Origin of the sequence: Oleiharenicola lentus, assembly GCF_051660365.1 — a bacterium.
GTDB lineage: Bacteria > Verrucomicrobiota > Verrucomicrobiia > Opitutales > Opitutaceae > Lacunisphaera > Lacunisphaera lenta_A.
Map to the genome: position 1 here is coordinate 2,050,003 of NZ_JBOZXB010000001.1, position 20,364 is coordinate 2,070,366.

18 protein-coding genes are annotated in these 20,364 nt (G+C 59.0%); 13 read left to right on the plus strand and 5 right to left on the minus strand.

Features of this window, described 5'->3' with window-relative positions; all coding sequences use genetic code 11:
* Positions 1-96: 96 nt before the first annotated feature.
* Complete coding sequence (locus ACRRQW_RS07585; RefSeq protein ID WP_438480673.1) at positions 97-750, minus strand: response regulator transcription factor; 654 nt, start codon at positions 748-750, stop codon at positions 97-99.
* Between the two features lie 325 nt (positions 751-1,075).
* Here ACRRQW_RS07585 and ACRRQW_RS07590 point away from each other — a divergent pair, with 325 nt between their 5' ends.
* The 13 genes from ACRRQW_RS07590 to ACRRQW_RS07650 all read left to right on the plus strand — a co-directional run bounded on the left by ACRRQW_RS07590 (position 1,076) and on the right by ACRRQW_RS07650 (position 17,959).
* The gene (locus ACRRQW_RS07590) at positions 1,076-2,521 is read left to right on the plus strand and encodes a Dyp-type peroxidase (protein ID WP_438480674.1); all 1,446 of its coding nucleotides are present in this window, start codon (positions 1,076-1,078) and stop codon (positions 2,519-2,521) included.
* Positions 2,518-5,304, plus strand: coding sequence for an ATP-binding protein (locus tag ACRRQW_RS07595; RefSeq protein ID WP_438480675.1), 2,787 nt, complete (start codon positions 2,518-2,520; stop codon positions 5,302-5,304). Before ACRRQW_RS07590 ends, ACRRQW_RS07595 begins: the two co-directional genes overlap by 4 nt.
* A 69-nt stretch (positions 5,305-5,373) precedes the next feature.
* Positions 5,374-5,856 carry a hypothetical protein gene (locus ACRRQW_RS07600; RefSeq protein WP_438480676.1) on the plus strand — a complete coding sequence of 161 codons (483 nt, stop codon included), beginning with the start codon at positions 5,374-5,376 and terminating at the stop codon, positions 5,854-5,856.
* Between the two features lie 140 nt (positions 5,857-5,996).
* The gene (locus ACRRQW_RS07605; protein WP_438480677.1) at positions 5,997-8,315 is read left to right on the plus strand and encodes a transglycosylase SLT domain-containing protein; all 2,319 of its coding nucleotides are present in this window, start codon (positions 5,997-5,999) and stop codon (positions 8,313-8,315) included.
* Between the two features lie 77 nt (positions 8,316-8,392).
* Entirely contained in the window at positions 8,393-8,833 is a 441-nt protein-coding gene (locus ACRRQW_RS07610; RefSeq protein ID WP_438480678.1) for a response regulator, read from the plus strand.
* On the plus strand, positions 8,830-10,791 hold the full coding sequence (locus ACRRQW_RS07615; RefSeq protein ID WP_438480679.1) for a chemotaxis protein CheA: 1,962 nt from the start codon (positions 8,830-8,832) through the stop codon (positions 10,789-10,791). The genes ACRRQW_RS07610 and ACRRQW_RS07615 overlap by 4 nt, the downstream gene beginning before the upstream one ends.
* Complete coding sequence (locus ACRRQW_RS07620) at positions 10,788-11,258, plus strand: chemotaxis protein CheW (protein WP_438480680.1); 471 nt, start codon at positions 10,788-10,790, stop codon at positions 11,256-11,258. Before ACRRQW_RS07615 ends, ACRRQW_RS07620 begins: the two co-directional genes overlap by 4 nt.
* 20 nt (positions 11,259-11,278) lie before the next feature.
* On the plus strand, positions 11,279-13,261 hold the full coding sequence (locus tag ACRRQW_RS07625) for a methyl-accepting chemotaxis protein (RefSeq protein WP_438480681.1): 1,983 nt from the start codon (positions 11,279-11,281) through the stop codon (positions 13,259-13,261).
* 10 nt (positions 13,262-13,271) lie between these two features.
* Positions 13,272-14,129 (plus strand): CheR family methyltransferase, encoded by an 858-nt coding sequence (locus ACRRQW_RS07630; protein ID WP_438480682.1) that lies wholly within the window; start codon positions 13,272-13,274, stop codon positions 14,127-14,129.
* Positions 14,126-15,169, plus strand: a complete 1,044-nt coding sequence (gene cheB / locus ACRRQW_RS07635) for a chemotaxis-specific protein-glutamate methyltransferase CheB (RefSeq protein ID WP_438480683.1) — start codon at positions 14,126-14,128, stop codon at positions 15,167-15,169. Before ACRRQW_RS07630 ends, cheB begins: the two co-directional genes overlap by 4 nt.
* A complete protein-coding gene (locus ACRRQW_RS07640; protein ID WP_438480684.1) occupies positions 15,166-15,540 on the plus strand; it encodes a response regulator in 375 nt (124 codons plus the stop codon). The genes cheB and ACRRQW_RS07640 overlap by 4 nt, the downstream gene beginning before the upstream one ends.
* Complete coding sequence (locus tag ACRRQW_RS07645; RefSeq protein WP_438480685.1) at positions 15,531-16,151, plus strand: chemotaxis protein CheC; 621 nt, start codon at positions 15,531-15,533, stop codon at positions 16,149-16,151. Before ACRRQW_RS07640 ends, ACRRQW_RS07645 begins: the two co-directional genes overlap by 10 nt.
* Positions 16,152-16,168: 17 nt before the next feature.
* Complete coding sequence (locus ACRRQW_RS07650; RefSeq protein ID WP_438480686.1) at positions 16,169-17,959, plus strand: sensor histidine kinase; 1,791 nt, start codon at positions 16,169-16,171, stop codon at positions 17,957-17,959.
* A gap of 147 nt (positions 17,960-18,106) precedes the next feature.
* Here the strand turns inward: ACRRQW_RS07650 and ACRRQW_RS07655 are convergent, their stop codons facing one another.
* The 4 genes from ACRRQW_RS07655 to ACRRQW_RS07670 all read right to left on the minus strand — a co-directional run bounded on the left by ACRRQW_RS07655 (position 18,107) and on the right by ACRRQW_RS07670 (position 20,337).
* Complete coding sequence (locus tag ACRRQW_RS07655) at positions 18,107-18,451, minus strand: hypothetical protein (protein ID WP_438480687.1); 345 nt, start codon at positions 18,449-18,451, stop codon at positions 18,107-18,109.
* 83 nt (positions 18,452-18,534) lie between these two features.
* Positions 18,535-18,909: a hypothetical protein gene (locus ACRRQW_RS07660; RefSeq protein WP_438480688.1), complete on the minus strand. Its 375-nt coding sequence runs from the start codon at positions 18,907-18,909 to the stop codon at positions 18,535-18,537.
* Between the two features lie 123 nt (positions 18,910-19,032).
* Entirely contained in the window at positions 19,033-19,233 is a 201-nt protein-coding gene (locus ACRRQW_RS07665; RefSeq protein ID WP_438480689.1) for a hypothetical protein, read from the minus strand.
* A 282-nt stretch (positions 19,234-19,515) separates the two neighbouring features.
* Complete coding sequence (locus ACRRQW_RS07670) at positions 19,516-20,337, minus strand: sugar phosphate isomerase/epimerase family protein (protein ID WP_438480690.1); 822 nt, start codon at positions 20,335-20,337, stop codon at positions 19,516-19,518.
* Positions 20,338-20,364 lie beyond the last annotated feature (27 nt).

A 20,364-nucleotide genomic window follows, 5' to 3' on the forward strand; every position in this document is an offset into this window, starting at 1 on the left:
AATCCGCGTTTTATCGGGTCGCCAAAAAAGAGGGCGATGGCGCGACGCGCACTGAACCAGCGCGGGTCCGCGAATAGTTTTTAACGCACGGGCGCCTTAGGGCGTCTCGACGTAACCGTGTTTAATCGCGTAACGGACGAGCTCGGCGGGTTCGTGGAGGCCGAGTTTTTCTTTGATGAGAGTCAGGAGATTTTGAACCGTCTTGGCGCTCACGTTGAGTTCGTCGGCGGTCTGCTTGGGGTTTTGGCCCATGGCGTAACGGCGCAGCACTTCACGTTCGCGTGGCGTGAGGTTGCTGCCGATGGCCGCACTTTCGACGACCATTTTGTCCACGAGCAATCGTGCGCTGACGGGACAGTAATACGTTTCTCCGGCGAGCACTTTGGTGATGGCTTGGCGCAGCGTGGCCAGGTCCGAGCGCTTCATCACAAAGCCCTGCACCCCGAGCGAAACCGCTTCGCGCACGAGGTGGCCCTGTTCGTTGGAGGAAATCAGCAGCCAGCGCGTTTTCGGGAGCTTTGCGCCGAGGTTACGGATGAGGTCGAAGCCGCGGCCATCGGGCAGCATCCAGTCCGTGATGGCGAGATCCGGTTTCTCGCGCAGGAGTGCTTCGGTGCCTTCGGCCACCGTGGTGCAATCGGCCACGAGATCCAACCCGAGATCGTCGCGCACGAGATGGGCAAACATTTGCCGGACCATGATATGGTCTTCGACGAGCACGACGCGGGCGGATTTTTTTTCAACGGGCATGGTTCAACCTTAGCGCAAAGCTGTAACAGGGTGCTCGGGGTGCAGAGAAAATACGTCGGGAAATTTTCCCGAATAAATTTCCGCCATGCCTACACATCGAGACATAGCTAACTGGCAAAATGCCGACACGATGAAAATAGCAGGCATCACTCGGGCAATTGTCACGAGCATTGTCAGGATTTGGTCCCGGGCCGCGGATCATTTGCCATGCGGTCACACCTCTGAAAATTGTTCACCCGGTATTTAACCTGCTCTTTATTAATTCACCACACCCGGATCGAGACGGCTTACGCCATCGAGAGGTTCTCTTCCACGTGCACACCCCATGACGCTGATTAATGACGAACTCCAGTTTACGGATATTCAGGGTAATATCCTTAAAGGACACGGGCGGGAGTTTACTGCTCTGGTGATTTTCCGCTTTGGCGGAGATCGGGCAAAAAATCGCGAGCTGCTGGTCCAGTCAGCTAATCCCCACTGGGAACATCGCATCACCTCGGCGTTCGAGCAGGAGCAACAAGCGGACAAGCGGAGGAAATTAGTCGGGCTATACGACGAGAAATCAGCGCAATTTTTAGAGGCCTCCACTTTGCCTTTTCGCAGCTTGGGCCTGACGGCCGCCGGTCTCGAAGCGTGTGGGATCAAGGGCAAGGAACTCGCCAATCCCGGGGAAATGATCGGAATGGAATTCGAGCGAATCAGTGCGTTTCAATCGAAGGATTTGAAATCCTTCCTGAGGGATCCTGAACCATGGGAACAGGCCTACCAAAGCAGACCGCATGGGGTGTGGCTGCTAGCTAATGCAGACGAGACATTACTTGGTCACATGGTGGACGCCTGTCGCCGAATGTTGACGGAAGAATATCAAGCGGAAGTCGTGGGCGTGGAAAACGGTTTCCAGTGGAAACCGCATAAGGACGGAAATCAGAAAAATATTAGCTACGAACCCTTTGGTTTTGCCGATGGATTCGCGACCACGCAGATCAAGGTGCAGGAGAAACCCCCGTTCTATCACCTGGTTCAGCCGAGTAGCGGGTCATTGAAACCAGGCAAAGCCCGGTCTTTTGAAATTCCTATTGAGCAGGTGATGTATGCAGGCCCGGGGCCGCTCGTGGGCAGTAGTTTCCTGGTGTTGCGTAAACTAGGACAGAATGTGCGGGCATTTTTGGAGGCGGAACGCGCGTTGCAACCGCACTTGCCGCCAGAATTAAACGGCATTGAAGCAGGCGCTTTTTTCATCGGACGCCTGCGCAATGGCGCGGCGACACTTTATCCCAAACTGCCCTTGGCGGATCGTTTTGATTTTAACAAAGACGAGGCGGCCAAGGGCTGTCCGTTTCACGCCCACATTCGCAAAATGAATCCTCGGCAAAACCGCCGCGATCCCGACGTGCACCCAATGGCGGGCCGGAAGCAACAGAAGGAGGCGCAATTTGTCCGTCGTGGCGTGGTGTTTGGCCCGTTGGAGAAACTTCGCGTGGACTGGCCCTCGCCGGAGGCAGCGCCCACAGACGGCGTGGGGCTGCTTTTTATGGGCTACATGACCAGCCTCGGTGGCCAGTTCATGCAGATGCATCTCGCATGGGCGCCCGAAAAGGAGTTTCCCGTGAAAGGCGGTGGTGTGGATCCACTTTTTGCGACTGAACAAAGTCCGCAATGGGCGTGGCCACAACACACGCAATGCGCCCAGTCATTTAGTCGGTTTGTTACTCCACTCGGCGGAGCGTTTTTTTTGGTGCCGTCGTTACGCTGGTTACGGGGATTGGCATGATCGCAATGATTACAAACCAGCTGATCATTCAGCAGGATTACTTTTGGTTTCTCGCCGCATTGGTGATGGCGGGAGTGGGCTTCGCGGCGTTCCGGCCGTGGGATGATTCACCGCGCCAAGCGTGGCTGGGCTGGGTCGCGCTCGGGCAGTGTTTGATTTCGATTATCGAATTGGTGCGTTTGTCGCAACCGGTGAAAATGAATCCGTATGCGCCGGTGAATCTGGAGGTGGATTTGTGCTTCGGGGTGATTCTCGCGCTACAAGCGTGGGCGGTTTTACCAGCGGATCGTCGCTGGTGTAAGTGGATGCTTCCGGTGCTCATGTTGCTGGCGTGGCTGCGCAAGGATTTTCCATGGTTGGCAACTTCGGCGATGAACGTGGTGATTACCGCCGGTTTGGCGTGGCGCGTGATGATCGCGCGAGAAGCGGTGGATCGGCGCGTCGGGTTAATTCTCGCCGCGATCGTTTGGTTTTCGCCGATCGGCCTGGCCACGACGTTGCTGCACACCGTGGTCAACGATGTCTTTTCGGCCGCGTTATTGGCGAACGCGCCGCCGAGTGGTCCCTTGCATTATTGGACGGCGGGGTTGCGGCGTTGGTCCACGACCGGCATCTGGGGCGCATGGGCGTCCTTCGGGATGTTTCTGGGCGGCGCGGTTATTTTAAGCGAGCTGATGCGTCGGCGTCCGGTAGTGACGCGCGAGCAACGTGAGTGGAGAAGGATTTTTCCGCTGGCAGCACTCTGGCTGGTGGCGGGATTGTTTTTGACGGCGTGGGTTGGCAGTAACGCCCGTGAGTTGGATGAAAAATTTCGCTTGGGGCAGGTGCGGCTCGCGGCTTCGCTGATCGATCCCAAGGATTTCACGGCGGCCTTTGGAACGTTGTTTGATCCGCAAAGGGTGGTCTCGTCTGACACCTCAAAATTTATCAAGGCCACGGTGAGCCCGGAATTTCAAGCGGCCGTGCTGCCGGTTCGGGAACAAATGGCGACCATCGAGAAGGCGGTAAGCGGCGAGCCCAATGTTTTAATCCAGGTCGCGCGCAACGGCTGGAATTTCAACGCGGCTTTTCCCGGAGGTAAGAAATACTCGCCAAAGTTTGTGACCGTGCTGGGCCCGAGTGAAGAAACCGTCTCGTGGGCACCGGTGTTTCTCGAACCTTATCAGGCCGCCTACGGCGTGGTGATCCAAGCGCGCGCGCCTTTAAAGTTTTCCACGGGAGTGTTGGGCGGTTGGCTGGCGTTGGAGTGGGATATGGAGCAATGGCTCGCGAGCCAGGCGCAGGCTCGATTGCAGGCGTTTGTGATTGTGGCGCTCGGCCTGGGGCTGGCGTTGCTCAGTGTCGTGCAGCGCGTGAAAGGGTGGGCCCGGGACGAAGCGTTGCGGGCGGCGGAAACGGCGCGCAATGCGGATCGCACCAAGACGGAATTTCTAGCCCGCGTGAGCCACGAGCTGCGCACGCCGCTCCAGAGTGTGCTCAGTTATAAAGAGGTGCTGCAGACTTCCATTCAGGGAGAGGAAGGGCAATCGCACCTGCGCACCTTGCATCACCATGGCGAACTCATGCTCCGTTTGGTTAACGACCTGCTCGATCTGCCGGCGCTGCAAACCGGAAACTTTCAAATTGCAGCGCGTCCGACGCAGGTTGCGGAACTTATCCGGCAAACGGCGGAAAGCCTGCGCCCGCAGGCCGAAGCCAAGGGGTTGGCTTTTCATGTCAGCATCGAGGTTCCGTCAGACCGTTGGTGCTTGGCGGATGGTGAGCGCGTGCGGCAGGTGCTGATTAATCTCACGGGTAATGCCATTAAGTTTACCGATCGCGGAGAAGTGCGCGTGCGCCTTCAAGCAGAGTCGGACGAGGGTTTTCTCCTGAGAGTGAGCGACAGCGGCCCCGGGATCGGCCCGGAAGAGGCCAAGCGTCTTTTTAAACCATTTGCCCGGCTCGAAAAAACGAGGGCGAAGGAAGGTTCCGGCCTCGGACTCGCCTTGGTTGCAGGCTTGTGCGAAGCCATGGGGGGACGCGTGAGTTTGGGGGAGGCGACCGCCGGGGCCAGTTTTGAGGCCCGCTTTAAATTAGCACCGGCGCAGCCGCCGCCCTCCGACCTCGTGGCAAGCGGGTCACTGGCGCTCCTGGGAAAACGCGTCCTGATTGTGGATGATAATACTTTGGTGCGTGATCTTTTTGGCACTTACCTGACCGCGTTGGGCGCGCAATGCCAGGTTACCGGCAATGGAGGCGAGGCCATTGCCCGGGCCGCCGGGCAGTCTTTTGACGCAGTGATTTTGGACTACGAACTTCCCGGGATGGACGGTGCCGCCATAGCTCAGGTGCTCCGTGAACAAAACAAAGGGGCGCGCAGCCGCATTATCGGGGCGAGCGCGCACGCGGGCGAAGCCGAGCGGATCAGGGCGATGGCCTCGGGCATGGACGAATTCCTGATCAAGCCGGTGGATTTGCGCCAGCTCGCGCGGGCTGTGGAGCAACCCCCGATCGCGCTCGTGCGCGGGCGTTCCAACCTCGAGGAATTGATTGAGCGCTTGCGGGTCACTTTCCAGGCGGAAGCGCCGCACCTCGAAGCGGCCTTTGCCAGAGCGTTGTCGGAAAGCGACTGGCTTACGCTCCAAGCTAAAGCGCACTACCTGAAGAACAGCGCGGATGTGCTCGCGCTGAGCGAACTTTCTGCGGCGTGCCAGGCATTAGCCGAGCCTGCTTTGCAGGGCGATCCGGTGCGCACGCGCGCCGTCGCGGCAACCTGCATGGCGCACCTGCGCGCGTGGAACTGATTTTGCGCAATCCGCGCAAGTGCTAACCAAACTCAAACAACTCAGAATATGCCACACCTCCCTGATCCAGTGAAATTCATCAGCATTCGTTTCTCAGAAACCAGCGACCCGATGGTTTTTTTGAATCAAACAACCAAAGCTGAAGCCGACATGCCGCCGCTTGCACGATTCAGGTTTTCCGTGCCTAACGACACCGGCCAAGTGTCGTCCATTTCCATCGAGCCAACTGGCTGGCCCTTTACGTATGATACTCCCTACGCCCTTTTTCTTAATGATTCGTGGGCCTTTGGCACGAGCCATCTCGCCGCCAACGACCGTGGCACGGGTGGTTCTGCAAATAGCACAAAGCCCACTGTTAAATCGGTTTCGGCGGTCGATTTCACCTATGATTCAGTGGCTCGCATCCTTGAGTGGCACCAGTCCGGATCAAAAGGCTGGCTCAAACTGGACGTAAATACGGTAACGCCCGTTTGGTATGTGACGCTTCGGCTTTCGAACGAAACGCATATCGGCGAACTGATTATCGGTGGAAAAGTGGTTTGCCGGGTTTAATTAAACGGCTGGCGGAGCACGGACTGCGAAGCCGGCTGGCGGTGGCGCGCAGTCCGTTTTAAAAATCGAGGGGGTCGGGGCTTGTGGCGCGAACCCGCTGCCCGCTTGCATGTCGAGGAAGCGCATTCAAATACTTCCTCATGCGACTTTTGATTCTACTGCTCAGCTTGGGGTGCATTCAGGCTGTGGCCGCGCCGCCGGGGGCCGAAGCGTTTGTCATCGTGATGGGCGATCAGCATTCGGCGTATGAACGCACGGCGCAGTTTGTGGCGTTGGTGGATAAATTGAAAGCCGACCACCCTGCCCTGCCGCTCGCGGTGTTGCTCAACGGCGATACACTCGAGCACGGCAACATCGTCGCGCGCCGCAGCAACGGGGAGATCGATTTCGCGATGTTCACCGCGCTGGCCAAACGCGCCCCGACGATTCTCAACGTCGGCAATCACGAGCCGGAGTTCTACGATGTCGCGGAAACCATTAAACGCATCGAAGCCACCGGCGTGGTCGTCGTAAGTAATCTCGTAAATCGCGCCACGAATGCGCCGTTCACCCATGCGTCGACGAAGCTTACGTTTGGCGAAAAAATCGAAATCACGATCGTCGGCGTGACGACCGATAATTTAAATACCTATCGCGTCGCCGTGCGGCCATCGCTCGACCTCGCGAACCCAGTGGTGTGGGCGAAGGAGAATTTTCCGAAGCTGACGTCGGATTCCTCACTCAACATCGTCCTCAGTCACAGCGGCCTTTCCGCCGATCGCGAAATAGTGAAACTCGTGCCGGACGGCACGTTATTCGCCGGCGCGCACGATCATCTGCGTTTCATCCAACCGATGGGGAATGGCACGATGTATGTTCACTCCGGTTCGTGGAACGAATACGCGTCGGTTGCGTGGTTGATTCGCAACGAAGACGGCTCGACGCGCTGGGCAGTCGAACAAATTAAAATTCCCGACGACGAGCCGAAGGACGCCGCGCTGGCCGCGCTGATCGGCGACGTGCGCGAAAAAAATCTCGAACCCGCGGACAAGGCGATCGTCGGCCAGACGAAACTCGCGCGCGGCACCGCCGACGCCGCGAAATTCGTCGCGCGCATCCTGCGCGAAGGCGCGCAGGTCGACGCGGCATTTATCGGCAACACGACGTTCGGGGCGGGTTTGCCCGGCGGCGACGTGTCGCAAGCGGAGTTCGATGCCTGCGTGCGGTTCGACGGCACGATTTGGGTAGCAGAGGTCGACGGCGCGCGCCTGACGCAATTGCTCGCCGCGGCAAATCAAAGTCCCGACACGCCGTTCGAAGCGCGTCGCGGCGGTGAATTTTCCTTCGCCGACGGCCCGGCGGATATTGATTCCGCAAAGAAATACAAAATCGCGACGACGGATTGGGGCGCGAAAAATACCGCGCGTTACTTCGGCGATCCCGCGATTACGTGGACGGAGCGCGCGGACCTGAAATTGAAACCGCTCGTAAAAGCGCGGCTCGCGCGCGATCGCGTGGTGTCATTTCCAGAAGACACTGACGGCGAAGCGACCCTGCCTTCCACCGACGATTTGTATGCGCTTGGCAAAGGACTGTTCGAGGCCCTGGCGCCCGAGGAGATCAAAGAGGACTACGAATTTCCTTCGAAGAAAGATTGGGACGAATTTGCCGCGCGCTTGCAGGCCGCACTCGAAAGCAACGACCTCAGCCGCCTCGCCGCGTATGAACCGGAAGCGCGCGCCGCGTTGCTCGCGCTGCGGGCGATTCCCGAATACGAAGACTACGCCAACTGGCTCGCGGAACGCCTCGACTACATCGAAGCCGCGAAAAAATCGGTCGAGCGCCCGACGCGTCCTGTCGTCGTGAAACCGCCGACGCCGCCCACCCCGAAACCCGATCAGCCGGTGACACCCACTCCGCCGGTCGAACCAAAACCGGTTGAGCCCACGGCGGCGCAAATTCCGAATTACGCCGTGTGGCTCGAGCGCATGAAGACGCGCCGTGTGCCGGAGTCGGCGGAAAAGTTACTACCGCGCGTGCAGGAAGTCTTCGTGAGCGAAGGCGTGCCCGCCGAACTCGCGTGGATGGCGGAAGCGGAATCGACGTTTAATCCCAGCGCGCGCAGTCCCGTGGGCGCGAAAGGACTTTTTCAACTCATGCCCGAAACCGCGAAGAGCCTTGGCTTGCAAACCTTCCTGCCCGACGAGCGTGCGCATCCGGAAAAATCCGCCCGCGCGGCCGCGCAATACTTGAAAAAACTTCACACCCGCTTCGGCAGCTGGCCGCTCGCGCTCGCGGCTTACAACGGCGGTCAGGGCCGCGTCAGCCGCACGTTGAAAAAAGAAAACGCGAAGACCTTCGAGGAAATCGCCGCCGCCCTCCCCGCCGAAACGCGCATGTATGTCCCGAAAGTCCTCGCGACCATCGAAGTCCGCGCCGGCGTCGCCCCGGAAAAAATCGCCGCCCCTACATGGTTGTAACGACGCAGGCGTTTAGCAGTTCACGTGCAATGCTTGCCGCTCGACAGGATTTGGATGGCGTAACATGGTCGGGGTAAATGTCTCGTGGCGCTCACCTCCTTAAGATTCTGCTGGTTGAAGACTCGGAGGATGACGCCTTCTTTTTTCACCGGCTGATCAAAAAGAGCGGCTTAAATTTAGAAACGAGCCATGCGAGCAATGGGCTGGCCGCGATCGAAATGCTTAAACCGGGCGTGCTCGCGAGCGACGCCCACAAACGTCCGGATCTCGTTCTTTTGGATCTGAAAATGCCGGACTACGATGGATTCGATGTCCTCGCCTGGGTGCAAAACTCGCGCTTTCAGCCGCCACTGAAAATTGCGGTGTTGAGCGGGTCGGAAGACGAGACCGATATCCTCAAAGCGAAAAACCTGGGGGCCATTGCCTGTTTTGCGAAGCCGATGCAGTTGGGCCAGCTGCGCGCGCTTCTGGCGAACTGCGGACTCGAGCCGGCACCCAGTCAGCCCGTCCTCCCATGACCGGCGACCCTTCATCGGAGTTCGCGCCGGAATTGCTGGATGATTTTTATTCCGAGTGCGACGAACAGCTGGGCGCCTTGCGTCAGCTGCTCGAAGAACTGGAGACCAGTCGTGACGGAATTTCGCCGGCGGAAGTCGAAACGCTCTTTCGCAACATGCATTCCTTGAAGGGCAATGCGGCGATCGTCGGGTTGCGCGAAGCGGAGGCGCTCGCCCATGCGGCCGAAGATTACCTGCGCGCGTTGACGCGGCAGGAGGTGGTTTTCACCGGCCGCGGCGCCGATGTCTTGTTGCAGGCGGTTCACCGTTTGGAAAAGACGATCAGCGCGCACCGGCACCGCGTGGCGATTCCCGCGGTGGAAGACCTGAGTCGGTTGCTGCAACAACTCGCGGCCTCCGAAACGCCAGGGCTTGCTGCCGCCAAACCGGTGACACCGGCCGCACCTCAGGGAAAAGCTTACACGTTTAAATTTGTGCCCAGTCGCGAACTCGATGCGCGCGGCGTCAATGTCGCGGCAATTCGTGGCCGGCTGGCTGCGCTCGGCGCCATCACGCGTTCGGCTCCGTTGATCGGAGAGGATCGTTCGATCGCATTCGAGTTTGTCGTCGAATTGGCAGAAACCCCGCGAACTGAGGATTGGAGTGCAGATGGGGTCACGTTCACGGCGCTCGCAGTCGAAGCGACGCCGCAGCTCGCTGGACTGACTTCAACTCAAACCGAGGTCGCAGACGATTCTGCGTTCCTCGCACCGTCGCACATCGTGCGGGTGGACATCGGTAAGTTGGATGACTTGCTGCGCATCGCGGGAGAGTTGGTCATTCACCGATCGCGGCTGGATGATCGTTTGAATCAGGGATCCACCGATAAAAGCGATCTCAAGGAAGTGAATCAGGCGCTCACGCGTTCGCTCCGGGAATTGCGCGAAGCCATCACGCGCGTGCGCCTCGTGCCGGTGGGTGAAGCGTTTGCGCGCCTGCCGTTTGTGGTGCGCGATTTGGTGCGCCACACCGCCAAGCAGGCCCGTCTGGTGGTTGAAGGAAAGAATACCGAAATCGACAAATACCTGGTCGAGCGACTCAAGGAGCCGTTGCTGCACCTCGTGCGCAATGCCGTGAGTCACGGGTTGGAAACGTCGACCGAGCGTCTTGCGGCGGGCAAACCGGCGGAAGGCACGATTCAAGTGCAGGCGACCGCGTCGGGTGGATTTGTGCTGATTAAAATCCGCGACGATGGCCGTGGCCTCGATCCCAAGCGCATCGCGGCTCGCGCCGCGCGCCTGAATATTTCTGTGCCGGCGCAGCTGGATGAAAAAGCCATGCTGGATGTGATTTGCGCGCCCGGATTCTCGACGCAGGAAGCGGTCGATCGCGCTTCCGGCCGTGGGGTCGGCATGAATGTGGTCAGCGATGTCGTGCGCGAACTCGGCGGGAGTTTGTCGCTGCAGACAACCTTGGGCGTCAGCACGCAATTCACGCTGCGTTTGCCGCTCACGCTTTCAATCGTTGAGGCCCTGCTGTTCTCCGTGGCTGGCCAAACCTGCGCAGTGCCGCAAAGCGCGGTGCAGGAAATCATCGAAGTCTCCGATGAGACGATTCGCACGATCAACCAGACCGAGATCATGCCTTATCGCGACGGCGTGTTACCGGTGGTGCATCTGGAAAAATTATTCGGCACCGCCCGCACCCGCGGTGGTGGGGTGAAACCGGTGCTCGTGGTGCATTCTGACGTGGGTGTCGCCGGGCTGGTGGTCGATCGCATCATTGGTCAGCGGGAAGTCGTGGTGCGCCCGCTCGAAGATCCCTTGATTCGCGTGCGCGGCATCGCCGGGGCCACCGAGTTGGGCGACGGCCGCCCGGTGTTGATCCTCGATGCGCTGGCGTTGTTGGAAGGCGCGGTTCGACCGATGTCGCCTATTCGTCCGGAGTCTGCTTCTAATTCAGCCCCTTTCCGCGCATGACCGAAACCGACACCTACATTCTCTTCGAACTCGCGGGCTTTACTTACGGGATTCGCAGCCAGCAGGTGCAGCGCGTGGAAATGTTCGAGCACGTCACCCCGGTGCCAAACACGGCGCCCTCGGTCGACGGCGTGATTTTTTCCCGCGGTAAAGTGATTCCAGCGCTCAATCTCCGCGCCCGCTTCGGCCTGCCGCGCATCGCGGCCACGCCAAAAACCCGCGTGATCATTCTCAATGTGCAGCAACGCGTGGTCTCGCTCATCGTCGATGCGGCGCGGGAGTTTCACAAGATTCCGGCGTCGGTCATTCGCCCGATCGAAGAGACCTTGCACGGCGTGAATGGCAATTACGTCGAAGGGGTCGCCACCGTCAAAGACCGCATGGTGTTGTTGCTGGACGTGGGCGCGGTGCTCGATCCCGAGGAAATCAATCTCCCTGAAGGCTCACCGAGCGCCCCGGCCGTTTAAAAAATTAACTCTCTTTCCCCATGCAAACTTCGCGCCGTAAAACTGTTTCTCCGACCATGCCGAAAACCATCAAAAGCCAACCGGGCCGCGCCCAAAGTGTTTCGGCGGCGGAAAACTTAAAGGAAATCGACAAGTTGGTGCTCTCGCTCAAAGGCACCGCGTCACAGGCCCTCTCTCTCACCGACTCCAGTAACGAGATCGCTTCCTCCATTAACGAGGTTGCCGCGTCGATCGAGCAGGTGACGGCCAGCACCATTCTCGTGTCGGCGGGCGCCGCGGAAACCAGCGCGGCAGTGAAAGAGATTACCAAGGCGACGGAAAGCGTGCTGGCTTCGGGCCAGGAACTCGCGACGTCGGCGGAAGAACTGACGACGGCCATCACCGAAGTTTCCGCGTCGGTGAAACGGGTGAGCCGCGATTCGGAGGAACTGGCCACCACGGTGAATGAAACCAGCGCGTCGATCGAGGAGATGACTCGCTCGATCCAAGGCGTGGCGCAAAATGCCGAAAGCCTTTCCGCGGCCGCCGAGGAAACCCTTTCTTCCATGAATGAAATGGCGGCCTCCATCGAGGAAGTCGGCGCGATGGCGGAAGGCCTAGCCTCCTCCGTTGAAGAAACGTCCACGTCCATCGAGGAAATGGCCCGCTCGATTCAATCGGTTGCGCAAAATAGCGAACGGATCAACGAAGCGGCCGCCAGCGCCAACACGAGTGCGACGCAGATGGATCGCTCGAGTCGCTCGTCGTTCGAACTGATCAAGCGCACACGCGAGATCACCCAAAAAGTTTCCCGCGATGCGAACGAAGGTGGCGAAACGATTCAGAAATCCATCGAAGGCATCGGCCGGGTTTCCAAATCGATGACCGCCTCGACCGTCGTAATGAAGGAACTCAACAAGCAAACCGGCGAGATCAGCGGAATCGTCGACACGATCAGCGTGATCGCCGAGCGCACCAATTTGCTCTCGCTCAATGCGTCGATCGAAGCCGCCCGCGCGGGTGAAGCGGGACGTGGATTTGCCGTCGTCGCAGAGGAGATTCGCAACCTCGCCGACCGCTGCGCCAAGGCGACCGCGGACATCACCAAGATCGTGCGGGGACTCGAGCAAGTGACGCGCGAAGCGACTGAAACCGCGAACGAGGGTTTCCGGGTCGCCGAGGATTCCAACCGGCTTTCGGAAAACGGCCTGCAGGGCTTGAAAAAAATTCTGAATGGCATCGCCGAAACCACCACGTTGATGGGCGAAATCAGCCGGGCTTCCGAGGAGCAGGTGAGCGCGAGCAAGAGTTTGCTCGAAGCGTCTTCAACCACCGTAGTGCAATCGCGGCAGGTCGCGACCGCCAGTGCCGAACAAGCCAAGGGTGCGGCGAGCATCGTCCAAGCCACCGGACAGATGCGCAAAACGACCAAGGAAGTTTCCCAAGCGATGGGCGAACACGGCCGCGCGGCGCGCGAAGTGGTGAAAGCGGCGCAAGCGACCAGTTCGATCGCCGGCCAATTACGAAAAGCGACGACCGAGCAAGCCGCCGGCGCCACGCAGATGGTGGCCGCAGTTGAGTCGTTGCGGCGCGGCGGAGTCACCACGGCGAAGGCCATTGCCGAACAGGCGTCCGCGACCGATCAAATTTCCAAGGAAGCTACCCGGCTGGCTAAAATGGCCGCCGCCCTGCCCAAGACCATGGCGGAGCAGGCCGTCGCGACTGCCCAGGTCAGCGCTGGCACGGAGAACTTGAAAGTGCAATCCGCCCAGACCGCCAAGGCGATGGAGGAACAAGCCAAGGCGATGAAGTCGCTGACTGTCGGCTCGAAGAATATCACCACCCAGATCAAGTTGATCAGTGCCGCGAACATCGAAAACGCCGGCAGCGCCGCGGCGCTTCTCCAAGGTATGAGCGGCCTGCGCAGTGGATCGGGAGAGACCAGTGCTCCGGAAACCAAAGCTGTCCCGGTCACGGTTTCGAATAAGCCGGCCAAGAAAACCGCGAAGGCTGGCCGTAACTAATTAGGCCCGGATGTTTCCGACTTTCCCCGCCGGTCGCGACGGCATTTTGCAAGCCCCGGCCCCAGTGCCGACGTTGCTGCGCGACTTGGTGCACGAAAAAACCGGCGTGCACTTCGATGACTCGCGCCTCGATTCCATGCTGGAGAAACTGGCTGACCGGGCGCGCGCGCACCAATGCGCGTCGTTCCTCGATTATTATTACATCCTCAAATACGAGGAGAAGGGAAAGAGCGAGTGGCTGCGCGTGATGGATGCCTTTTCCGTGCCGGAGACTTATTTCTGGCGGGAACTCGATCAGGTTCGTGCGCTGGTCGACGTCGTCGTGCCGGCGTGGTTTAAAAACGAAACGGCGCCACTGCGAATCTGGAGCGCCGCGTGCGCCACGGGTGAGGAACCATTAAGTTTGGCCATCGCCCTGCAAGAAGGCGGCTGGGGCAATCATCCCATCGAGATCAACGCGAGCGACGGCAGCGAGGCGGCTTTGGACAAGGCGCGGGCCGGAATTTATCGCGAACGCTCTTTCCGTTCTATGCCGGATGGGTTGCGCGCGAAATATTTCACCGCCACGGCTGCTGGCATGAAGATCGATCCGCAAATCGCCGCGCGGGTAAATTTTCACTGGGCCAATCTCGTCGCCGCCGAAGAGTTTCACGGACTGGCAAACTCCCAGGTCATTTTTTGCCGGAACGTGTTTATCTATTTCTCCCCGGCGGCCATCAAACGAACGGCGGAATCGTTTGCTGCGCGCATGCCGCGCAACGGTTATTTGTTTGTCGGCGCCTCGGAGTCCCTGCTCAAAATCACGGCCAAGTTTGAATTACAGGAAATCGCCGGGGCGTTCGTGTATGTGAAGGTGGAGCCGTCATGAGCGAGGTGCGATCCATCCGTGTCCTCGTGGTCGATGACTCTGCCTTCGCCCGGAAGGTGATTCGTGAAATGTTGATGAGCAGTCCGCTGATCAACGTCGTGGCGGTGGCGCGCGACGGTCTCGAGGCGCTGGAGTTGGTGGCAGCGGAAGCGCCGGACGTCGTAGTGTGCGACTTGATCATGCCCAAACTGGACGGCGTGGGGTTTGTGCGCCGCCAGATGGCCGCCCGGCCGCTGCCGATTCTGATTCTTTCGTCGATTTCGGAGGACGCGGAAAAAGCCGTCGATGCGTTGGGTGCCGGTGCGATCGAGATCATTCGCAAGCCGACCGCCCTCGCGAATGACGAATTGCACTCGATTCGCGAACGGTTGATCGGGCAGGTGCTGGCTTTGGCGAGTGTCACCCGTCCGGAATCGCTCACGCTGCCGACCAGCCAACACGCGCTGAAAGTCGGCGCAGCGCATCCTTCGCCCGTGGATGTGGTGGTCTTGGGCATTTCCACCGGCGGTCCGCAGGCGCTGCGCTACTTGATCCCGCTCTTGCCGCAGACGTTTCCGGTGCCCATCGCGATCGTGCTGCACATGCCCGTGGGCTACACGGCGCTCTTTGCCGAAAAACTGAATGAACTTTCGCAGTTGGAAGTGCGCGAAGTGCGCGAGGGCGACACGTTGACGCCCGGAGTGGTCTGGCTGGCGAAAGCCGGGCGTCACCTGACGTTTGTGCGCGGGGCGGACGGACTGGTGCGTGCGTCATTACCGATGCAGCCGCTGGAAAAGTTGCATCGGCCGTCTGCCGATGTGCTTTTCAAATCCGCGGCTGAAGTTTTTGGCGAGCGGGTGCTCGCGGTGGTCATGACCGGCATGGGTGATGACGGGAAGGAAGGCGCCGCGTGGGTGAAAGCGCGGGGCGGCGCGGTGATCACGGAATCTGAAAAGAGTTGCGTCATCTATGGGATGCCACGTTCTGTCGTGGAGGCTGGGTTGAGTGATGCCGCGATTTCGCTTTCTGATATGGCTCAAGCAATTACCGACCGCATATGACTAAAATTTTGATCGTTGATGACTCCTCTTTCGCGCGTCGTTCGACCCGGCTGATTTTGGAGGAACTGGGGCATACGGTGGAGGAAGCGTCCGATGGTGCGCAGGCGTTGGAGCGTTATTTTTTAAACCGGCATGAACTTGTGGTTTTGGACATGGTCATGACGGGAATGTATGGCACCGAAGTGTTGACGAAGCTCCGCGAGGTGAATCCCGATATCAAAGTGATCGTGGCCACCGCCGACATTCAGAAATCGACGATCGAGGAAGTGCGGACTGCCGGCGCTTCGGCGTTCGTGAACAAGCCGGTCAATAAAAAGCAGCTCGCCGATGCAGTGGCGGTGGTTTTGGGCGGGGGCAACACATGGAGCTGAATCCCAAACAAACCGATGCGCTCACGGAGCTCATCAACATCGGTTACGGTCGCGCGGCCAGCGCGCTTTCGGAGCTGACGGGTTATCGCGTCTCTCTCGAAGTGCCCAAAGTGGCCATCGAAGAAATTTTAGAAATCGCCCCGCAGCTTGAAGCGGTGGTCAAAGGCGAAGTCGCCAGTGTAAACCAGATGTTTTCCGGCCCGATTTCCGGCAACGCGATGCTGCTGCTCGATCAGGATGCGGCGGTGATTCTCAGTCGCTTGTTTGACGACGACCGTTCGGCGGCGCGCGGGTTTGATTCCAGTGCACGCGAAGTCGTGACCGAAATCGGCAACATTTTGCTCAACGCCTGCCTGGGCGTCTTCGGCAATCTGTTGCACGTGCAGGTTTCGTTTGCGGTGCCGCGTCTCCAGGTGGAAACGGTGAAGAACCTGTTGCAATCGGTCACCGTGAATTCGAAGGACCGGCTCACGCACGGCTTGATGATCCAGACCCGTTTCAATCTGCGCTCGAGCGATGTGTCGGGGTATCTCGTCATCATCCTGGGCATCACGTCGCTGGATCGATTGTTGAGTGAACTCGCGATCTGGGAAACGCGCCAGACGGGTTGAGTAAACCCAGGACGGCCATGTCCACCGCAGACCATACTCCTGATTCGTTCAGCGCGCACGATGCCGTTTCGAACTGGGTTCAGGACATCGCGCCGTATGGGATTTTCACCACGGATGCCTCGCTGAAGATTCGCAGTTGGAATCAATGGCTCGCCACCCGCGGCCCGTGGGTGGCGGAAAAGATTATCGGGCAGCCACTCGGCGAGACTTTCCCCGAGTTAGTCGCGCGGCGCTTTTTGGAACGTTACCAGCGCGCGCTGAACGGAGAAATCAGCGTGTTATCCTCGGCGTTGCATAAACACTTGTTGCCGATTCCGGTCGATGTGGCCGGATCGGAAATCAAGACGATGCTGCAAACGGTGCGAATCGCTCCGTTGCTGGCGGGCAAGGAAATCGTCGGCACCATCACGATCATCGAGGATGTGACGGAGCGCGAAATTCAGGCCGTCTCCCTGCAACGCCAGCAGCAACACGATTCGATGCTTTCTCGTGCGCTGAGCGTGCTCCTGCGTTCCGAAGACCCGATGAAGGACATCGCGGAACTGTTGCCGTCATTTTCACCGCATCTCGGCGTGGATGTGTTTTTCACCCACACCTTCTCGGTGCGGGAGGACGCGCTCAAGTTAAGCGCCTCGGGCGGACTGCTCACCTGGCTCAAGGACGAACTGCAGCGTTTTCCGTTGGGCGCTGGTCCGGTGGGGCCTTGCGCGGTCACTCATCAAATCGTGGTGCTCCCCGATCTGACGCAGATCGCCGACGAACACTATGCGGTCTTGCGAAGCAGCGGGATGAGGCATTTTGCCGGTTTCCCGATTGTGTTGGGCGATCAGCTGTTCGGCACGCTTGCGGTGGGCAGCTACGTGGAGGGAACGCTGCCGGCGGATGAAGTGAAATTTCTGGCGACCTTGGTGCAATACCTCGCGATTTCCCTGGAGCGGGTAAGCCGGCAGGAACAACTCGCGACGGCGCGCATCACGCTGCAGGAGCACGCCAACAGTCTGGAGGGAAAGGTGGTCGAACGCACCAGCCGGTTGAATGAAACCATCGCGCAGCTGGAGAGCTTTTCCTATACGATCGCCCACGACCTGAGAGCCCCGATCCGCGCTTTGATCGGTTACAGTGAGGCGCTTGAGGACGAATTTTCTGCGCAGTTACCCGCGGAGGCGCAGGTGATGGTGTCGCGTTTGAAAACTTCCAGCAAGCGGCTGGATGCACTCACCCGCGACCTGCTCAAGTTCAGTAAAATCTCCAGTGCGGATATCGAGATGACGACGGTAGATATCACTGACTTGGTGCGAGCGGTGGTGGCATTCAGCCCGGATGTGGAGCGGATCGTGACCGTGAAGGCGCCGCTGGGAATCGCTCGCGCCCACGATATTTTACTGCGGCAGTGCTTCGTGAATATTTTCGAGAACGCGATGAAGTTCTCCGCACCTGAGCGCAATCCAACCATCGTGGTGTGGTCTGAAATCAGGACGGTGAATTCAGAGAAACAACCGAAGGCGCCCGCGGCTTTTAATCCCGCCGTGTATGAATCGACGAACGGCGACGTCGCTGCTTCGCCGCGGGGATCCGATCAGCGCTTGAGAATTTGGATCGAGGACAATGGCGTCGGCATCCCGCCGCACGCGCGTTCGCGGATCTTCGGGATTTTTGAACGGGTGACGGCGACCGCGAACGTCGAAGGCACCGGCATCGGGCTGGCGATCGTCGCGCGCGCCATGCAGCAGATGGGCGGATCGTGCGGCGTGGATTCTGAACTCGGAACCGGCAGTCGCTTCTGGCTGGAATTGCACATCCCCGCCTGAGCCAATCGTTATGGGTGGAGCAGCGGGCTTACTCTCGATCTCAGGATAACAGCAGAGCGGCGGACGAACGTCGGAGCGGGGTCGTCATGGTCGAAAAAGGACAGATGGTGAGCGTTGGCTGTGGCCGGCTGGATCGGCTTCTTTTGCTCAATAGAACCAGAGGAAGTAGGATGAGGAGCCCAGAATCGTGACTATGCCGATACAGCCAAGGATGATAACTGTCCTGCGGCTGCCGCCTCTAATCTTGTCTTCGTTCCGGTTAAAATCCTCGAACCACCTCCGGCGATCGTCTTCATGCATGAACAGGCGGCTGAAACCGAAAAGGATGCTCCAGCAACCAAATGCCAGGAACCCGGTAGCGGCCAATACAGCGACCGATATCTTCTTTTCAGGAATCGAATGGATCAGATGCGGCAGGTGAACAGCGGCGAAAAGGGCGCCCATCGCTATGTAGCCCCAAGCTGCGATTACTGGTTTCGATTGGGCGTTCATCTTTTCTTCAGCCGAACGTTAAAGGTCAGACACGGAGGCGCGAAGCCCCGGAGTTGTCTGTGCCGCTTGGTTGGGCTCTTGGTTCATTTTTTCTTCGTGAACTGCCAAAATTCCTTACTTCCATTCTCGGCTACTGACAGATTGGCGCCGCTCACTTTCTCGATCCGCCACGTCACGACGCGATCCTGACGCGGAGAAACGCCCATCGGTGCGATGCTAGGCAATGTGATTTTCACCATATCACCTTCGACTGCCCAGCGGCCATCGACTCGGCCGGCTGGTCGGCGCTCGGCTCCGACGGTGATATTTTCGGAGAAGGCACCATCGCGAGCGAATGTGATCTCAATCGATGATCGATCTTGCGTGCGAAACCACGTGCCGAGCAGCGCGCGCTGGTCGACCTCGGCATGCGTCACCGTCGCCACACCCAACAGCAGCAAAAACAGGGAGAGCCTCATAATGTTTGCCCAACGTTAAAGATGAGCCACGCTCACCCGGAAAGAGGACGGAGTCGAGAGCGGGGATGACATGGGCGAATTAGGCGGGACGGTGAGCGTTGGCTCTAGCGGCTGGTTAGGGTCTTACTTCTTTTCGAACGATGGAAGATGCTTCGGATTTGGGATGAAGTCTCCGACAATCTTTCGGGAAGCACCGACTTTCCACGCACCGACAATCGCCTGTGGTGGCACTGCTTCTTCGGGACGATAATTCCCTTTGATGCGGTAGACCCAGCCATTCGGAGTCTTCTTCGCTTCCTCAATCTCGCCGGGCATCGGTTGCATGATCTTTCTCCCTAACAGTGTTATTATGCCGCACTCGAAAGCCGCACTGGGATGAGGTTCATGGCAGGGAGAACAGGCACCAACTCACTCTAGCGCAAGGGCACAGATTTTGAGTGCGGCTTTTTGCGGGCGTGTAGGCTCCGCGTAAAGCCGCACTGGAATCAAATTCGTGCCGCCCGCCCGGCTTGTCAGCCATAGCCTTTTGCGTCGGCGGAAGGTCGGGCCCTACCATGCAGTGACTGACGGTGGCGCCGGGATTTGCCGGCGCCATGGTTTGAAACGTCACCCGCGCAGGCCGGTGAGCTGCATCAGGCGGTCGGTTTGGGTGTAGGCTTCTTCGACCCATTCGACGATTTTCGAAGGATCGGGTGAATATTCGAGTTCGATGGCGACGGTGCCGTCGATCTTCAGTTCTTTGATGGCGTGAAGATACGGCTCGAATTTCACGATGCCGCGGCCGGGCGGGAGGTCGCCGTGCACCATGCCGTTGCAATCGCTGATGTGCACGTGGATCGCTTTGTTTTTCAATTTAAGCACATCACTCGGCAGCGTGTCGGCGAGGACGAGGTGCGAGATGTCGATATTGGCGCGGACGCGCGGGTGTGCGCAGTCGTCGACGAACTTCACCATTTTTTCGACGCTGTTGAGCAGGCTCAGGCGGAACGGTTCGAGCTCGAGCGCGATGTCGACATTCTTCTGGTCGCCGTAGTCGCCGATCTTGCGGCAGGTTTCGACGGCCCAACCCCATTGCGCCTCCGGCGGGATGACTTCGCGTTGCCAGATGTATTCGCCGAGCACGAGGAGGATGTTCTTCGCTTTGAGTTCGGCGGCGAGGTCGATGAATTTTTTCACGCGCTCGACATGGAAGTCGCGCACGGGGTCATTGAAATCGGTGAGGCCGGCCGCGATCACGACGAGCGACGTGATGGGCAGGCTGTGCTTTTGGCAGGTGTTGCCGATGATGCGTTTCTCGTCGGCCGAGATGGTCATCGCCTCCGTGAAAATATCCACGCAGTCGAAGCCGATGCGGGCGATGTGGCTGAGGCCGGTGGCGGTGTCCACGCCGGCCTGGCCGAACGCGCTGTTGATGATGCCGAGTTTCATGAGGATTTCGTTTTGAGGTTGGGGTTA

What these genes read in the sequence shown, in the direction of transcription:
- ACRRQW_RS07585 (WP_438480673.1), bottom strand. Translation starts at nt 750, where the DNA reads ATGCCCGTTGAAAAAAAATCCGCCCGCGTCGTGCTCGTCGAAGACCAT.
- ACRRQW_RS07645 (WP_438480685.1), top strand. Translation starts at nt 15,531, where the DNA reads ATGGAGCTGAATCCCAAACAAACCGATGCGCTCACGGAGCTCATCAAC.
- ACRRQW_RS07660 (WP_438480688.1), bottom strand. Translation starts at nt 18,909, where the DNA reads ATGAGGCTCTCCCTGTTTTTGCTGCTGTTGGGTGTGGCGACGGTGACG.
- ACRRQW_RS07605 (WP_438480677.1), top strand. Translation starts at nt 5,997, where the DNA reads ATGCGACTTTTGATTCTACTGCTCAGCTTGGGGTGCATTCAGGCTGTG.
- ACRRQW_RS07640 (WP_438480684.1), top strand. Translation starts at nt 15,166, where the DNA reads ATGACTAAAATTTTGATCGTTGATGACTCCTCTTTCGCGCGTCGTTCG.
- ACRRQW_RS07655 (WP_438480687.1), bottom strand. Translation starts at nt 18,451, where the DNA reads ATGAACGCCCAATCGAAACCAGTAATCGCAGCTTGGGGCTACATAGCG.
- cheB (WP_438480683.1), top strand. Translation starts at nt 14,126, where the DNA reads ATGAGCGAGGTGCGATCCATCCGTGTCCTCGTGGTCGATGACTCTGCC.
- ACRRQW_RS07620 (WP_438480680.1), top strand. Translation starts at nt 10,788, where the DNA reads ATGACCGAAACCGACACCTACATTCTCTTCGAACTCGCGGGCTTTACT.
- ACRRQW_RS07670 (WP_438480690.1), bottom strand. Translation starts at nt 20,337, where the DNA reads ATGAAACTCGGCATCATCAACAGCGCGTTCGGCCAGGCCGGCGTGGAC.
- ACRRQW_RS07590 (WP_438480674.1), top strand. Translation starts at nt 1,076, where the DNA reads ATGACGCTGATTAATGACGAACTCCAGTTTACGGATATTCAGGGTAAT.
- ACRRQW_RS07615 (WP_438480679.1), top strand. Translation starts at nt 8,830, where the DNA reads ATGACCGGCGACCCTTCATCGGAGTTCGCGCCGGAATTGCTGGATGAT.
- ACRRQW_RS07665 (WP_438480689.1), bottom strand. Translation starts at nt 19,233, where the DNA reads ATGCAACCGATGCCCGGCGAGATTGAGGAAGCGAAGAAGACTCCGAAT.
- ACRRQW_RS07610 (WP_438480678.1), top strand. Translation starts at nt 8,393, where the DNA reads ATGTCTCGTGGCGCTCACCTCCTTAAGATTCTGCTGGTTGAAGACTCG.
- ACRRQW_RS07625 (WP_438480681.1), top strand. Translation starts at nt 11,279, where the DNA reads ATGCAAACTTCGCGCCGTAAAACTGTTTCTCCGACCATGCCGAAAACC.
- ACRRQW_RS07595 (WP_438480675.1), top strand. Translation starts at nt 2,518, where the DNA reads ATGATCGCAATGATTACAAACCAGCTGATCATTCAGCAGGATTACTTT.
- ACRRQW_RS07650 (WP_438480686.1), top strand. Translation starts at nt 16,169, where the DNA reads ATGTCCACCGCAGACCATACTCCTGATTCGTTCAGCGCGCACGATGCC.
- ACRRQW_RS07630 (WP_438480682.1), top strand. Translation starts at nt 13,272, where the DNA reads ATGTTTCCGACTTTCCCCGCCGGTCGCGACGGCATTTTGCAAGCCCCG.